This window comes from Chitinophaga niastensis (assembly GCF_003014755.1).
Classification (GTDB): Bacteria; Bacteroidota; Bacteroidia; order Chitinophagales; family Chitinophagaceae; genus Chitinophaga; species Chitinophaga niastensis.
On record NZ_PYAW01000002.1, the window covers coordinates 1,075,250 to 1,091,003 of the forward strand.

A 15,754-nucleotide genomic window follows, 5' to 3' on the forward strand; every position below is an offset into this window, starting at 1 on the left:
ATCATTTCCCGGCTTTCAGTTTGGCGATGAGATCTCTGGCTGTTTCGGTATTCATTTTCTCTAACTCCTCAATGATCCTGGCGTTTGTAGCTGCATCGTAGCTTGCAGGCAGGTCTTTTTCTGTAAGTTGATACCCATGCTCCGCGAACAATTTATCTGTCCATTCATTTCTTATTCCGTCAATAATCAGGTGAACCCTGCTGGTATTACCTTCGTTAACAATACTGTGCGTGTTGCTAAAGTCAATATACCAGCATTCTCCTGCTTTCAAATGCAGCTGTTCTTCCTCAATTGTAAAATATACCCCCTGATTGGTCAGGACAGGAATATGGATTCTGAACGAGCCATCGCTATAAGCGCAGCCAGGATCCCTGTGAGGCTTGATGATACTCCCCGGAGCAAGGGACAATAAACGAATGGATTCTTTATCGCAATGCCAGGAATCTATGATCTTTTTTGCATATGGCATCCGGTTGAGAGCTGGTGTATTCTTATAGGTTTCGCCTGAATGAGCGTAAATGTCATGGCTGTTTCCACTTGCAGAGCGAAGGGAAATGCTTCGCCAGTCCCCGTTAAAGTCTTTGGTGTTAAAATGTGCAGGCCATTCTTCTTTTAAAACCTCGTCCAGATCAGCACAAAGCTTTTTTACATCATAAAAGATAGCAAACTTTATATAATTCATATCAGCTTTTTATGCCATCGCAAAAAATGATGGTTTTCATCTTATTTACCTGAATGTAAGATAATATTTATGTCTTGGCATAATACACATCTGTTTAAGGAATGATCTCAACAAATTATAGGTTGATGGCTTACCTTATCTAGTGAATAAAAGAGCAGGTTTGTGTGGTTAAACAAGCAATCAGCAGGTAATCAAAAAATAGCGTTCACCTTGCTAAATCTAAAGAATGGTCACATAAATATATTGTAAACTGACAATAAATATCTAATTTGCAATTCTTGACATTAATAATGCGTTAATCGCTGGGTCTAAGGCAATTAATAACAGGGCTTATTTACATTCAGCAGCAGTATCTCCTTTCCCTTGCCGTTCAAAACTTTGAAAATATTGACTCGTAAAGAATTATCTCCATTGTAACATCAAAATTATTAAATGAATGTGTGGCAATCCCTTACGCACTGAGAAATCACCGCTCTATTCATCATCCAGCAATGGTGGTCCCTCTGATAGCGAAATAAAAAACACCCCGGTTGCTATTAAAGCAGATGGTTGTTTCATAAACCAATTATTGGGATTCAGCAAAGAACTTAACACCACACTTGATTATGTGCTGCTTACTGCATTTCAAATCCTTTTATATCGTTACGGCAATCAAAAGGAGAGCCATATTGCATCCCTGATGGATGATAAACTGATACCCGTATATGACGAACTAAGCGGAGAACAGACCTTTACCGAATCTTTACATCGGTTAATTGCTATTGTAAAAGCAGCAAAGGAACAGAACGAAAAATCGTACGAAGATTATACTGCTGTCTTAAGTGGCGTGTTTGTTATCAAACCGGCATCAGCAGCACTGACTATTGATGCTTTTAAGCAAGTTGCTTTAAATTATGATATCGGGCTTGTTTTATATACAAGTGATGCCGGTATGGAGGGGCAGCTGCTTTATAGTGCTAAATTGTTTAATGAAGCAGCTGGTTTAAAAATCGCTACTCATTACAAACAATTGCTGGTAGCTATATTAAACCAACCCAATCAAAAAATAGGTACCTTATCGATGCTTACTGATGATGAGTTACGTGAACTAGCCATGTTCAATGATACGACAGCGCCTTATCCTATGGATAAAACGCTGCATACACTGTTGGAGGAACAGGTAGTAAAAACCCCCGATAATATAGCGTTACAGCTTGGGAATAAGTCAATAACCTACAAGGAATTAAATGACCGGGCCAATCAATTGGCCAGACTGCTTGTTGAACACGGCATAAGACCAGGCGACAACGTCGGCTTGCTCGTTGCGCGTAGTTTTGATATGATTACAGCCATGTACGCTATATTTAAAGCCGGAGGCGCATACATACCTGTAGATCCTGATTACCCGATTGACAGGCAGCAGTATATACTCTCAAACTCTGCCGTAAGCCTGCTGATAACCGACCAGGAGTACCCGCTTAACTCCCTGATGCCCGATGCAGAGGCTATTAATATCAGCACTGCTGAGCTTAGCAAATACGATACAAGTAACTTAAACATATATATTGATAGCCGGCAACTGGCTTATACCATTTATACTTCAGGCTCAACCGGCAAACCCAAAGGGGTAATGATTGAGCATCATTCAGCGGTGAACCTCATTTTATGGGTAAACAATCGTTTCGGAGTCGGAGCCGATGACCGCTTACTCTTTATCACTTCCATGTGTTTTGATCTTTCTGTTTATGATATATTCGGAATCTTAGCTACCGGCGGATCGGTGGTAATTGCAACGCAAGCGGAAGTAAGTGATATTAATCAATTACAGTTGATGCTTCAGCGTTACCGCATTACTTTTTGGGACTCCGTACCTTCTACGTTGGATTATTTAGTGAAGGAGTTAACATTAACGAACAATGATTATAAACAGCATTTTTTAAGACTTGTATTTTTAAGCGGCGACTGGATACCAGTAAGCTTGCCTGATAAAATAAAACATTTTTTCCCGGTAGCTAATGTGATAAGTCTTGGTGGAGCTACAGAAGCCACTGTTTGGTCAAACTATTTTGTTGTTGAAAAAACTGAGGCAAACTGGAGAAGTATCCCTTATGGTAAACCTATTACCAATAACTTTTTTTATATTCTGAATGATCAGCTGCAACCTGTACCCACCGGAGTTACAGGCGAATTATTCATAGGGGGCGTAGGCGTAGCCAGAGGTTATGCCGGCGACCCTGAGAAAACAGCCGCATCGTTTTTAACCGATCCTTTTAATGCGGCCCATGGAGCTAAAATGTACCGCACCGGTGATCTGGGGCGGATGCTGCCGGGAATGAACATGGAATTTATCGGTCGAAAAGATAACCAGGTAAAAATACGGGGATTTAGAGTTGAATTGGGTGAAATTGAAAACATACTTTATCAGGGCGGACAGCTGGAAAGCGCAGTAGTGCTCGCAAAAGAGGATAAGGATGGTAAAAAAGATCTGATAGGTTATGTAGTGCCAAAAGGAACTTTTGATAAACATGTTATCATTGACTATTTAAAAGCTAAGCTGCCGGATTATATGGTGCCTATCATATGGGTAGAAATGCAAAGCCTGCCCCTGAATATTAATGGTAAAATTGACCGGAAGGCTTTACTGAATATTGAGATTCCCAGGCAAACTGCTCCATTGTATACAGCATCTTTAACACAGGATGAAAAAATAATGACAGCTATCTGGCAAGAGGTATTTGGTATTGAAAAGATAGGGACTAACGATAATTTCTTTGAACTGGGAGGGCACTCCCTTATGGCCCTGCAGATCATGTCGCGTTTTGAAAATAAAACCGGGATAAAGCTTCCTGCGGCAATTTTATTTAAAAACCCAACTATTGCGTCCTTATTAACGTCTATAGAAAAGGAGAATGCAACCACCAACTGGCAATCACTTATTCCTATTAAACCCACAGGAAATAAAATGCCTTTGTATATCATCCACGGCGATGGTCTTTATACTTTTAATTTTAAGGAGCTGGCAAAGTATGTGGATGATGAACAGCCATTATTTGGCCTGCAGCCCTGGGACCTGAAGGAAGTTAGTAAAGCCACTGAAACCATGGTCGATATTGCCGGACATTATGTTGGTGAGATATTGGAACATAATCCGAATGGTCCGTATGCGATAGCTGGTTACTCCTTTGGCGGATATGTTGCCGTTGAAATGGAAAGACAATTAACTGCGTTGGGTAAAGAGGTGAAAATGCTTGGGATTTTTGACACAGACGCAGAAAATGCAATCTTTAACAAATCATGGCATGTAAAGCTCCCTAAAAAGATCATGCGGCAATTCCCTAAGTTTCTCTGGATAATCAAATCATCTATCAAAGACCCTTCCACTACACTTAATTATCAATACAACCTGTTCTTAAAAAAGATGAACGGATTAGGCCACAGGCTGGGTATATTGAAGGAACCCAGTGTGGAAGGGATTTATAGCCAGATCAGGTTAATTAATCAAAAACATCATACGGCTTTCAAAGCTTATAACATCATGCCGTTTAACAATTTTGTTTATCTTTTTAAAGCCAAAAGCCGTATCAATTTTGTAGGTGATGCTAAATGCCTGGGTTGGAGAAAATATGCACAAAAAGGGGTGAAAGTTTTTGATGTTCCAGGAGATCATGTCACGATGCTGCAACAACCAAATGTATGTGAATTCGGGAAAAAATTACAGGATGCTTTAAATAATTGTTAAGATGAGTACCTCAAATATGACCATTAAACCAATCAATAAAAGTGATATTGAAGTTTATACAAAGGTATTTGTACAAGCCTACAATCAGCCTCCATGGAATTACCACTGGAAGTTTGAAGATGCGGTAAAATATTTAAACGAATATATAGCATCTCCCCATTTTAAGGGCTTTAGTTTGTACGATAATAATGTTTTTATAGGCGCAATATTCGCACATACTAAAACATGGTGGACAGGTGAGCAACTGTATATTGATGAATTTTTTATTGAGCCTGATTTGCAAAAAAAAGGATATGGAAAGTTTTTAGAGAAGCATACGGAACAATATGCACTTGAGCACGGATTAGGTACCATCACGTTAATGACCCATAAATTTATGCCGGCGATGAAGTTCTATACGGGTATTAATTTTATGCATGCACAGCCCTTTGTAATTCTATTTAAACAAATGACTGATGGCATGTAAATGAAGACGGAAGACGTCGTGTTGGTTGTCATTTGCGAATAACCAAACTAAACTAAACAAAACGAATTGACTGGATGAAACAAATAGTAGGATTAGTAGTTTTACTTTTAACGACGTTTTTCACAAGCGGACAAACACTTTATACAAAAGCTTATGGAAGTAGTAAAAACAAACCTGTAATTTTTATTCACGGTGGACCAGGTAGCAGCTCAGTAGCCTTCGAAGCGACGACCGCTCAAAAACTTGCTGACAATGGATTTTATGTTATTCTTTATGACAGACGGGGCGAAGGACTTTCGAAAGACGAAAATGCGAAATTCAATTTTCAGGAAACTTTTGACGACTTAAATGGCATTTACAAAAAATTCGGCATTAAAAAAGCTACTTTAATTGGCTTTAGTTTTGGTGGCATTGTATCGACGCTATACACTGAAAAATATGCAGACAATGTTACATCTTTAATCCTTGTTAGTTCCCTGCTTTCGCAACAGGAAACATATAGTACAATATTAAAGAGATCTAAGGTAATTTATCAAACCCAAAAAGACAGTGCCAACCTTAACAATATTTTTAAGGTGGAAAACATGGACAAAAGCTCATTTGAATATAGAGCTTCCTGTTTTAAACACGCTTCGCAAAACGGTTTTTTCGCTACAAAAAATCAAAATGATCTGGCCAAAAGTTTATACTCGAAACTTCAATCAGACTCTGGTTATATGAAGTTTTCTTCTCAAAAGAATAATGATGCAGTGGTAGGTTTTTGGAAGAATGAAAAATATTCCACTATGAGTATAATGCCTGTTTTGAAACATTTACAATCAGAGAAGATAAAGATTTATGCTTTATATGGTAAAGATGACGGAATTTTTTCAACCGAACAGGTAATGAACTTGCAGGACCTGATTGGAAACGACAAACTAAAATATCTCGACAACTGTGCTCACTATTTATATACCGACCAACAAATAGCATTTATAGCAGCATTAAAAACGTGGATAAAGTAAACAAAGCGCTGAAACTATTTTTATTATGGTGCTGAAACCTTTTGTTGTTTCTTCCTTTTGACCAGCAAATAACAAAGGTATAAAAATACAATCCATCCCGGGATCAGCGCCACAGAAAGCTTCATCCCCGTGATCCACATCAGGATCAGAATGCTGACGAGGAACACCAGGCAAATGTAATTCGACAGGGGATAGATAATGGAAGGGAATTTGGTTTTAATCTGTTCTTCCTTTTTATTCTTCTTGAATTTCAAATGCACAACACTAATCATCAACCAATTAATCATTAAAGAAGATACCACCAGTGACATCAGCACCTCCAGTGCTTTTTCAGGCATCAGCTTATTTACAACAATACAAATGGCCACAAACAATCCGGATACCAGGATGGCTTTTACAGGTACATGGTTTTTGTTGAGGCCTGATAAAAAAGCAGGAGCATTCCCTTGTTCAGCCAGGCCAAATAACATCCTGCTGTTACTGTATACGCAGCTGTTGTAAACTGATAGCGCAGCCGTTAAAACGATCAGGTTCAACACATTTGCAATCAAACTGGTAAAATAAATGATTTTGCCCCCCAGGCTGAATTGAAAACCCTTTAAATTTTCAAAAACCATTACAAAGGGACTACTGTTTGTTGTGATACTTTTCCAGGGTGATAAAGAAAAGAGGATGACCAGTGCGCCTACATAAAAGATCAGGATACGGTAAATAACCTGGTTGGTGGCCTTAGGTATTGTTTTTTCAGGCTGGTCGGCTTCTGCAGCGGTAATCCCAATCAGTTCCAGTCCGCCAAAAGAGAACATGATCAGGGCAATGGCCGCCAACAAGCCCTGGAAGCCACCTTTCCCGTCTGTATCAAGCAAGCCTTTTGGGAAAAAGCCTCCATCGCTCCAGAGATTTTGTATACTGGCCTGTGTTCCACCGGTTCCACTAATCAATAAATAAGTGCCAAAACCAATCATGGCTATAATGGCTACTACTTTTATGATCGAAAACCAGAACTCTGCTTCTCCATATACTTTAACAGAGCCCAGGTTTAAAATATTAATGGCGATAAAAAAGAAAAGGCTGGAAGACCACAAAGGGATTTCCGGCCACCAGAAGTGTACATATATCCCAATGGCAGTTAATTCGGACATGCTGACCAGAATATAAAGTACCCAATAGTTCCAGCCAGAGGCAAAACCGGCGAATGTCCCCCAGTATTTATAAGCAAAATGACTAAAACTACCCGACACAGGTTCTTCAACCACCATTTCGCCCAGTTGACGCATGATAAAGAAAGCAATGATTCCGGCTAGTGCATAACCTAAAATAACAGATGGACCTGCCAGCACAGCAGCTGGGCCTATCCCCAGGAATAACCCTGTTCCTATGGCACCACCAAGAGCGATCAGCTGGATATGCCTGTTTTGTAATCCTCTTTTAAGCCCTTGTTCTTCGGTTTTTTCGTTTGTTGATTTCAATGTTTAGGTGCTAGAAACTAGAAATGGGTGTAAGATGAGTTAATTTCAGCAAAAGTGCAAAGTTAGCACATAGATATAGATATAAAATACAAGGGCAAACACAAAAACAAATACAGTTTTAACGGGAGGTTTTATTCATCCTGAAAAGAGTGTGAAAACTTTGAAACATTATTCCTTACCTAACACCGCTGTACTCAACATTTCCAAAAATGGTAAAGCCGCACCATAATTCAAATCATCATATTCAAGTCCCAGCAACCTGATATTATTATAGTATTCCTGGTGATGTTGATAATAATACTTTTCCGATTGTACAAACCATGTTTTGGGGCCAAGGTGTTGCGCAAGAAACCACTTTTCCAGTAACCTTTCACTTCTGCCATTTCCATCATTCCATGGATGTATTTTTACAAATACCAGGTGAATCATACTGGCAAAATAGAATGCAGCTGTTATATCAAGTTTGTTTTGTAAAAGTGTAGAAATATCATTGTACAACTTATCCATTTCAGCAGTAACCATAAATGGTGATGCTGCTACATATTCAATCCTTCCATCGTCTGTAGTAACATACATATTTTGATTTCTGAAGCGCCCCTGCCAGTTTTTAGCTACAATGTGTTTAGTTGGTATACCATGGGCTTTTGAAATGTTTTCTTTATTGGGAATATGTTCTTTCGCAAACTGGTAGGCAACGTAAAGGTCATCGATCTTTCTTGTATAATCAGGTGAAAACTCAATGCCAAATCTTTTGTGTTTAATATAGGAATCTAATTCAATAGTTTCACCTTCAATTTTACTTGAATATACAGAAGCGACGGAAGTATAAAAGCTGAAATCGGAAGTGGATATCTCAGCATCCTCCAATTTTGAAAAGGTTTGTGATAAAGCGATTGCATCAATTTTCTTACTGAAACTCCCAAGTAAATCATCTTTTACTATTTGAAGCTGGTAAGTATTCATATGATGCAAAGAGTGGTTAAATAAAGTCAGATATGTAATGAATTGAATATAGTAATTCTATTACAAACAAAAAAGGCACCGATTTTCATCGATGCCTTTTCTTGTACCCCGGAACGGAGTTGAACCGTCACTCGCATTGCTGCGAACGGGATTTTAAGTCCCGCGTGTCTACCAATTCCACCACCAGGGTTTGTGAGGGAATAATCAGAGCGAAAGACCGGGCTCGAACCGGCCACCCCGACCTTGGCAAGGTCGTGCTCTACCAAATGAGCTACTTTCGCATTATTTTAAGAACTTTCAACGCTTTTTTGCCATTGGCTTTTTTCGTTGGGATTGCAAAGATAGTAATCTTTTTGAAGCTGCAAAATTTTTTTCATGTTGAATGAAAATATTTTATGCATCTTATAATTTTAACATGCTGACTATTGGTTGAAAACATAATTGTATTTCACCGTTCCCAGCAATTCATTACCCTTGCCATAACACTCCTCGTTCAAAGGTAAACCATTCGACTGGTAGTTGTATTTCCAGATACTATAAGAAGCTTGCTCCGCATTCACTGTTGTCATCTTGCTTAACCGCTGCTGATCATCATATTCAAAAATATAATCTGGCAACATCCGCTTCTTTAAAGGATGATAACGGAACACATCTGTGAGATGACCCTGTTTATCATAATTATAAAAAGTCCTTTTGCCCGGCATGTCTTTGCGGGTTTCCAGCTCTTCAATTACATTGCCTGTACTATCTGTTTTAAAGGTAACAAGAACAGAATCGCTGTTATTCCCTTTTTTCTGTATCATGGTCAACAGATGCCCGGTGGTATCGTAGGCATAGCTGCGTGTTTCATCGAAGCGCATTTTGCTGTCACGTGCGCTAGAAGTGCTGCTGATATATTGCAGCCTGTTGCCGGCATCATACCGGTAAAGGGTAATAGTAACGCTGGCATCAGTACTATCAGTGGTTTTGGTCAGCAACCCTTTGGGTGAAAAAGAAGAAGTGGTAACGGAATAGCCGGTGGCACGCGATTGTGATACAGCCCGCATCTGGTGATAGGTAGGGCTCAGCAGTCGTTCGCAACGGAAGTCATTATCGGTGTCCATATTGGCATCCATACTTTGCACTACCTGTACTTTTACCTTGTTGGTTTTCAGCAACGCCATCGTGGCAACGGTTTGCTGCGTATTATAGATGTCCTGGAAAAAGTATTGACTGCGGGCCTTTCCTGCTAAGGCAAGTATTCCAAGTGCCAGTAAGATCGTTTTCTTCATGTAGGTAAATCGCTGATTTTTAATGGTAGTAACGATAAAGTGCATTTTACAAAAGTAAAACGTAAAAATCATTTTAAAATTTTTCAAATGTATGTTTTTGTGAGGGGAGATTATAAAGTAGGATTTTTTTCTATCTTTAGCAGTCTTTAACCTGATTACATTTGAAAACACAGCCTTTACGTAAGGAGAAACAGTGCCTCAACTGCGGCACGGAAGTCCCTGAAAGATATTGTACCCACTGCGGTCAGGAAAATACCGTCCCCCATGAAACATTTGGGCACCTGGTAAAACACTTTGTGGCAGACATTTTTCACTATGATTCCCAGTTCCTGACTACCCTGAAATACCTTTTATTCCGGCCAGGCTTCCTCACAAAGGAATATATGGCAGGCAAAAGAGTACGGTATGTCAATCCTATCAAACTCTATGTATTCGTGTCCTTCGTTTTCTTTTTCGGATTATTTACGTTACAACATGAGGACGGATATGAGGGGCCAGTCATCAAGACCCAGGTAATGGGAGATAGTGTGAAGGTGTTTAGTGGTCCGGAGAGTGTGCAAAATGCTTTGAAGAACGACACCTCCAAATCAGGGAGAAGGATGGTGAGAGCGTTTGATGAAATGAAAGGATACAAAACTGTAGCGGAATATGATGCTGCATTGGCAAAGCTGTCACCGCAGGAGCGTCCGGAATTGGGCGAACGTATAATGACCAGAAGAATGATCGAATTGCGCCGGAAGTATGGAAATGATCAGCAAAAGGCAATCATCGAAATGTTCAAGCACAATGTGCCCAAAATTATGTTCCTGCTGCTACCGCTCTTTGCCCTTTTTATGAAATGGATGTACCGCCGGAAGAAGCAATGGCTTTACGCTGATCATGCTATTTTTGCCATCCATTTCCATGCATTTGCATTTATCCTCGCGCTGGTGGGCATCATCTTCGAATATTTTTTGAATTGGGAATGGGTGATGAATACAGCTAGTTGGGTAATTTTTGGTTACCTGGTATTAGGACTCAGGAATATCTATCAGCAATCGTTTGGGAAATCGTTGTTGAAAGCGGGGATACTAACGTTTACCTACGCAACGGCTGCCGTGTTTGTATTTATCATATTCCTGGGGCTTATCTTTGGCTTATTTCTTTAACTTTAAAATATGCAGCCAGAATACATCATTATACACCAGCAGGTGGCGCCCTATGTGGCCCACATACAATTAAACCGGCCTAAAGAATTAAATGCGCTCAACCTCCAGTTGATGGGGGAGTTACGCGATGCATTGAAAATATTAGACGCAGATGAACAGGTGCGTGTAATTGTACTGAGCGGAAATGATAAAGCTTTTGCGGCAGGTGCAGATATTAAGCAGATGGCGGAAAAGTCGGCCATCGACATGTACAATATCGATCAGTTCAGCACCTGGGACGCGATCAAAAAAATCAGAAAGCCTATCATCGCAGCGGTAAGCGGCTTTGCACTGGGCGGTGGTTGCGAGCTCGTGATGTTGTGCGATATGATTGTGGCCAGTGAAACGGCCCGCTTCGGTCAGCCGGAAATCAAACTGGGTGTGATGCCCGGAGCCGGTGGTACCCAACGCCTTACCCGCGCGGTAGGAAAAGCCCTGGCCATGGAAATGGTACTTACAGGTCGCTTTATTACAGCACCCGAGGCTTTGCAGGCAGGTTTAATTAATCGGGTGGTACCGGTAGAGCTCTTCCTGCAGGAAGCTATCAAATTGGCTGCAGAAACGGCTGCTATGAGCCCTTTGGCGCTTAAAATGGCTAAAGAAGCAGTGCTGAAAGCTTTTGATACAAGCCTGGAAGAAGGATTACATTTTGAACGGAAAAATTTTTATCTTCTCTTTGCATCGGAAGATCAAAAAGAAGGTATGCAGGCATTTATGGAAAAAAGATCGCCCATCTTTAAAGGCAAATAGCACAACAACAAATTGAAAAACCATTAAACATTTCTATTATTCGAGTTGTTAACCTTCCATTGGCGATGCCTTATTGTACGTACTGTAGCTGGTCATACAGGAAAGTGGTGCCTGTCAGCTTTGGAAACCCTTAACTATGAAACAAAAAAAATTAACCATGAGTGTGAGAAGGATTTCTGCAACATCACTATTATCATTCACTATTTACGCCCTTGCCTGTAACGGGCCTGCGCAAAGTGTAAGAGCTATTGTATTGGCAGATGAGATCAATTTACCTCCTACAGATACAATGATCGCCGCCGGCGATACTATTCAAACAGATATGTTGGCGTCCTGGAACGCGTTCGTTAGTTTCAATGGCAAATATGCCGTGGAGGCGGGCCTCTTTGAAAAAGAGCCTTTAAAAAGCCGCTTTGAAGCACTCCTGAATAAAGCTAAAAAATCTTTCCTGGAAAGATATAAGGTCACCCCACCGGTAGAAGTGGAAAATAAAATCCTCTTTAACGAAGGCTACATGCCAGGTAAATCCGGCTTCGATGAAGCGGCTATAGCAGTGGATATGGATAGGGACATTATTTATCTCGGCTTCACAGTAAACAGAAATCTTATGCTTTTCAGTGAAAAAGGAGATACAGATTACCCGGAGAAATTCCTGCAATGGATGCAAAAGTTTGACCGTTAAAGAGGGGACGTTTGTCTTTCTCAGGATTAGACTGATTATGCTGATTACCCTGATTTTATTTTTTTGATTTAGATAGATTTAAAAAGATTAGCGAAGATTAAAGCGAATATATCCGCTTCGATCTTCGCTAATCTTTTTAAATCTATCTAAATCAAAAAAATAAAATCAGGGTAATCAGCATAATCAGTCTAATCCTGGGAAAGACAAACGCCCCTCCGCTGAGCTTAATTAAATTTATTCCTCAACGCTGCCAATTTCGCCTGGAAATCGTTCACTGGCGGTTCTTTTGCTGCCGGCTTATCTTTCCGCGGCTGTTGTTGCTCTTTCCGTGGAGCTGACTGCTGCTGGTTCGGCTGATGACTACCACCGCCTTTCTCATTATCTTTCATCGATAAAGAGATACGCTTGCGGGCTACATCAATTTCCAATACAGTCACCTGTACCTGCTGATTCAACTTCACCGCCTCATTGGGATTGCTGATAAATTTATTGGAGAGATGGGAGATATGTACAAGCCCATCCTGCTTTACACCGATATCTACAAACGCCCCAAAAGCGGTGATATTGGTTACTACACCAGGCAGTACCATCCCTGCTTTTACGTCCTCTATTTTGTGAATGCCTTCGGCATATTCAAAGATAGAAATCTCATCACGGGGGTCACGACTCGGCTTAGCCAACTCTTTCAGGATATCTTCCAGCGTTAATAAACCTACTTCTTCACTCACGTAATCTTTTGGATTGATCTTCTTGCGAAGCTCTTCCTGTCCGATCAGTTCAGGAATAGTACAGTGTTGCTTTTCCGCCATCTCTTTAATCAGGCCATAACGCTCCGGATGCACCGCCGAATTATCCAAAGGATTGTCACCGTTCTCAATACGCAAAAAGCCCGCGCACTGCTCAAATGCTTTTTCACCCAGGCGATGCACCTTTTTCAACTGCATACGGTTGCTGAATGCACCGTTTTCCTTGCGGTATTTTACAATGTTTTCTGCGAGAGACGGACCCAGACCTGAAATGTACGCCAGCAAATGTTTGGAGGCTGTGTTCAGGTTTACGCCTACATTGTTCACGCAGCTGACTACTACGCGATCCAGGCTCTGTTTCAAAGACGACTGGCTCACATCATGCTGATACTGTCCTACGCCAATGGATTTAGGATCAATCTTTACCAGCTCAGCCAGTGGATCTATCAGCCTGCGGCCTATAGATACAGCACCACGAACGGTTACATCATGATCAGGAAACTCTTCCCGCGCCACTTCTGAAGCAGAATACACGGAAGCACCACTCTCATTCACCATAAACACATTGATCTTCTTCCCGAAATCAATCTTTTTCACAAACTCCTCTGTTTCACGACCCGCAGTACCATTACCAACGGCAATAGCAGCGGTATCATAACGCTGGGCCCATTTCTTCAGCAGGGCTTCTGCATCATCTTTCTTATAATTTTTTTCCAGCGGATAAATAACATCATTATCCAGCATATTACCCTGGTTGTCCAGTGCTACTATCTTACAACCTGTTCTGTAACCCGGATCTACCGCAATCACCGGTGTAGGTCCCAATGGGGCCGCCAGTAACAGCTGACGCAGATTTTCGGCAAATACATCAATGGCTTCGGTATCTGCTTTTTCTTTTGCTACTGCCCTGAATTCATTTTCCAGGGAAGGACGCAATAAACGCTTGTATGCATCTGCGGCGGCTTTGACCACCTGTTCAGCGGCTTTACCTTTACCTGCCACAAATTGTTTATTAAGGATATCCACTGCATCTTCTTCTACCGGCGCTATGGAACTGAACAAAATACCTTCGTGTTCAGCACGCAGTATGGCCAGTATACGGTGAGATGGCATCTCCCGGAGATCTTCGGAAAACTCGAAATAGTCCTTGTATTTATCGCCTGCAGCTTCTTTACCTTCCACTACTTTAGAGGTCAGCTTGCCGGTATGGGTAAATAATTTACGCAGTTTGTCGCGGCATTCTGCATTTTCATTGATCCACTCTGCTATGATATCACGCGCACCTTTCAGGGCTTCTTCTGAAGTAGCTACCTGTTCATTGAGGAATGTTTCTGCTGCGGAAGTATCACCGTCCTGTTGGTCAAACAGCAGTTTGGCCAACGGTTCCAGCCCTTTCTCAATAGCCACGGTAGCACGTGTTTTACGCTTAGGCTTATAAGGAAGGTAAATATCTTCCAGTTCAGCCAGCACCCACGAATCTTCCAGCTTAGCCAGTAATTCCGGGGTCATTTTCCCCTGCTCCGTAATAGTTTTGATAATAAACTCACGACGATCATCTACCTCTTTGTAACGCTTCTGCAGGTCTTCAATACGGCCTATCTGCACCTCATCCAGGCTACCCGTTACTTCTTTACGGTAACGACTGATGAAGGGCACCGTAGATCCTTCAGATAACAGGTTCATGGTATTTTCAGCTTGTCTTGCTGCAATACCTAACTCCGATGAAATAAGCGCAATGTGTTTCGGATTCATAACTCAATACATTTTGGGATTTTTTGATAAAGAGATTTAATGATTTAAGCGCAATGGAAGTACTTCCTCCGGCCCGAAAATGTGACATCTCAAAATCAAAAAAAATCTATATTTAAACAGCTCGCAAATGTAATTAAAATGGCCTTTTTACCAAGAAAAAGAAATTAACAGTCAATTTACCGTTTTTTATTTTTTTATGTAGAGATTCCCCCTGCCGGATAGCCATTCCAGGGAAACCGCCTGCCAAAATTCCAAAATACCGAAATCCCAAAATGTATGGCTATTTTTACAGCATATGGAAAAGACAGCTACATTCGATCGACTCTTACAGATCATGGACGATTTAAGGGAGAAATGCCCCTGGGACCGCAAGCAAACCATCCAGACACTGCGTCAGCTAACCATAGAAGAAACCTATGAGCTCGCAGATGCCATTACGGACCAGGACTGGCAATCCATTAAGGAAGAACTGGGCGACATCCTCCTGCATATTGTGTTCTACGCCAAAATAGGAGCAGAGCAGCAAAAATTTGATATCAACGATGTAATCAACGGGGTTTGTGATAAGCTCATCCACCGTCACCCGCATATTTATGGAGATGTGAAGGCAGATACAGAGGAAGAAGTAAAACAGAACTGGGAAAAGCTGAAACTGAAAGAAGGCAAAAAATCAGTGCTCAGCGGGGTCCCGGTATCACTGCCGGCACTGGTAAAAGCCATGCGCCTTCAGGAAAAAGCCAAACAAACCGGCTTCGAATGGGACAATACGGCACAGGTATGGGAGAAAGTGAAAGAGGAAGTAGCCGAACTGGAAGAAGCTGCCAACAGTGGCAACCAGGATGCTATGGAAGATGAATTTGGAGATGTGATGTTCTCCCTGGTCAACTATTCCCGCTTCCTGAAAATAGATGCCGAAAATGCACTGGAACGAACCAACAAAAAATTTCAGCGCCGCTTTCAGGAAATGGAAGTACTCGCACTGCAACAAGGCCGTACACTCAATGACATGACCCTAACGGAAATGGATACACTCTGGAACCAGGTGAAAGTTACAGAACAGTAAT

The 15,754-nt window shown here is 41.2% G+C and carries 12 protein-coding genes and 2 tRNA genes; 7 read left to right on the forward strand and 7 right to left on the reverse strand.

Going from position 1 to position 15,754, the window contains the following annotated elements:
* Position 1: 1 nt before the first annotated feature.
* A complete protein-coding gene (locus CLV51_RS12940; RefSeq protein WP_106528445.1) occupies positions 2-682 on the reverse strand; it encodes an aspartyl/asparaginyl beta-hydroxylase domain-containing protein in 681 nt (226 codons plus the stop codon).
* Between the two features lie 436 nt (positions 683-1,118).
* Here CLV51_RS12940 and CLV51_RS12945 point away from each other — a divergent pair, with 436 nt between their 5' ends.
* From CLV51_RS12945 to CLV51_RS12955, 3 genes are all read left to right on the forward strand, one after another.
* Positions 1,119-4,400 (forward strand): non-ribosomal peptide synthetase, encoded by a 3,282-nt coding sequence (locus CLV51_RS12945; protein WP_106528446.1) that lies wholly within the window; start codon positions 1,119-1,121, stop codon positions 4,398-4,400.
* Position 4,401: 1 nt separating this feature from the next.
* A complete protein-coding gene (locus CLV51_RS12950) occupies positions 4,402-4,866 on the forward strand; it encodes a GNAT family N-acetyltransferase (RefSeq protein WP_106528447.1) in 465 nt (154 codons plus the stop codon).
* A 74-nt stretch (positions 4,867-4,940) separates the two neighbouring features.
* On the forward strand, positions 4,941-5,870 hold the full coding sequence (locus CLV51_RS12955) for an alpha/beta fold hydrolase (protein ID WP_106528448.1): 930 nt from the start codon (positions 4,941-4,943) through the stop codon (positions 5,868-5,870).
* 23 nt (positions 5,871-5,893) lie between these two features.
* On the opposite strand, the gene CLV51_RS12960 is transcribed toward CLV51_RS12955, so the two are convergent.
* From CLV51_RS12960 to CLV51_RS12980, 5 genes are all read right to left on the reverse strand, one after another.
* A complete protein-coding gene (locus tag CLV51_RS12960) occupies positions 5,894-7,339 on the reverse strand; it encodes an amino acid permease (RefSeq protein WP_106528449.1) in 1,446 nt (481 codons plus the stop codon).
* Between the two features lie 168 nt (positions 7,340-7,507).
* Positions 7,508-8,302, reverse strand: coding sequence for a Fic family protein (locus tag CLV51_RS12965; RefSeq protein WP_106528450.1), 795 nt, complete (start codon positions 8,300-8,302; stop codon positions 7,508-7,510).
* A 104-nt stretch (positions 8,303-8,406) separates the two neighbouring features.
* Positions 8,407-8,492 (reverse strand) — tRNA-Leu (locus CLV51_RS12970).
* An 18-nt stretch (positions 8,493-8,510) separates the two neighbouring features.
* Positions 8,511-8,583 (reverse strand) — tRNA-Gly (locus CLV51_RS12975).
* Between the two features lie 141 nt (positions 8,584-8,724).
* On the reverse strand, positions 8,725-9,573 hold the full coding sequence (locus CLV51_RS12980) for a hypothetical protein (RefSeq protein WP_146151279.1): 849 nt from the start codon (positions 9,571-9,573) through the stop codon (positions 8,725-8,727).
* A 161-nt stretch (positions 9,574-9,734) separates the two neighbouring features.
* Here CLV51_RS12980 and CLV51_RS12985 point away from each other — a divergent pair, with 161 nt between their 5' ends.
* From CLV51_RS12985 to CLV51_RS12995, 3 genes are all read left to right on the forward strand, one after another.
* A complete protein-coding gene (locus CLV51_RS12985) occupies positions 9,735-10,721 on the forward strand; it encodes a DUF3667 domain-containing protein (RefSeq protein WP_106528452.1) in 987 nt (328 codons plus the stop codon).
* 9 nt (positions 10,722-10,730) lie between these two features.
* Complete coding sequence (locus CLV51_RS12990) at positions 10,731-11,510, forward strand: enoyl-CoA hydratase-related protein (RefSeq protein ID WP_106528453.1); 780 nt, start codon at positions 10,731-10,733, stop codon at positions 11,508-11,510.
* Between the two features lie 136 nt (positions 11,511-11,646).
* Positions 11,647-12,192 carry a hypothetical protein gene (locus tag CLV51_RS12995; RefSeq protein WP_106528454.1) on the forward strand — a complete coding sequence of 182 codons (546 nt, stop codon included), beginning with the start codon at positions 11,647-11,649 and terminating at the stop codon, positions 12,190-12,192.
* A gap of 224 nt (positions 12,193-12,416) precedes the next feature.
* On the opposite strand, the gene CLV51_RS13000 is transcribed toward CLV51_RS12995, so the two are convergent.
* The gene (locus CLV51_RS13000) at positions 12,417-14,690 is read right to left on the reverse strand and encodes a Tex family protein (RefSeq protein ID WP_106528455.1); all 2,274 of its coding nucleotides are present in this window, start codon (positions 14,688-14,690) and stop codon (positions 12,417-12,419) included.
* Between the two features lie 295 nt (positions 14,691-14,985).
* On the opposite strand from CLV51_RS13000, the gene mazG reads away from it, so the two are divergent.
* Positions 14,986-15,753, forward strand: coding sequence for a nucleoside triphosphate pyrophosphohydrolase (mazG, locus tag CLV51_RS13005; RefSeq protein ID WP_106528456.1), 768 nt, complete (start codon positions 14,986-14,988; stop codon positions 15,751-15,753).
* Position 15,754 lies beyond the last annotated feature (1 nt).

What these genes read in the sequence shown, in the direction of transcription:
- CLV51_RS12940 (WP_106528445.1), bottom strand. Translation starts at nt 682, where the DNA reads ATGAATTATATAAAGTTTGCTATCTTTTATGATGTAAAAAAGCTTTGT.
- CLV51_RS12945 (WP_106528446.1), top strand. Translation starts at nt 1,119, where the DNA reads ATGTGTGGCAATCCCTTACGCACTGAGAAATCACCGCTCTATTCATCA.
- CLV51_RS12950 (WP_106528447.1), top strand. Translation starts at nt 4,402, where the DNA reads ATGAGTACCTCAAATATGACCATTAAACCAATCAATAAAAGTGATATT.
- CLV51_RS12955 (WP_106528448.1), top strand. Translation starts at nt 4,941, where the DNA reads ATGAAACAAATAGTAGGATTAGTAGTTTTACTTTTAACGACGTTTTTC.
- CLV51_RS12965 (WP_106528450.1), bottom strand. Translation starts at nt 8,302, where the DNA reads ATGAATACTTACCAGCTTCAAATAGTAAAAGATGATTTACTTGGGAGT.
- CLV51_RS12980 (WP_146151279.1), bottom strand. Translation starts at nt 9,573, where the DNA reads ATGAAGAAAACGATCTTACTGGCACTTGGAATACTTGCCTTAGCAGGA.
- CLV51_RS12990 (WP_106528453.1), top strand. Translation starts at nt 10,731, where the DNA reads ATGCAGCCAGAATACATCATTATACACCAGCAGGTGGCGCCCTATGTG.
- CLV51_RS12995 (WP_106528454.1), top strand. Translation starts at nt 11,647, where the DNA reads ATGAAACAAAAAAAATTAACCATGAGTGTGAGAAGGATTTCTGCAACA.
- CLV51_RS13000 (WP_106528455.1), bottom strand. Translation starts at nt 14,690, where the DNA reads ATGAATCCGAAACACATTGCGCTTATTTCATCGGAGTTAGGTATTGCA.
- mazG (WP_106528456.1), top strand. Translation starts at nt 14,986, where the DNA reads ATGGAAAAGACAGCTACATTCGATCGACTCTTACAGATCATGGACGAT.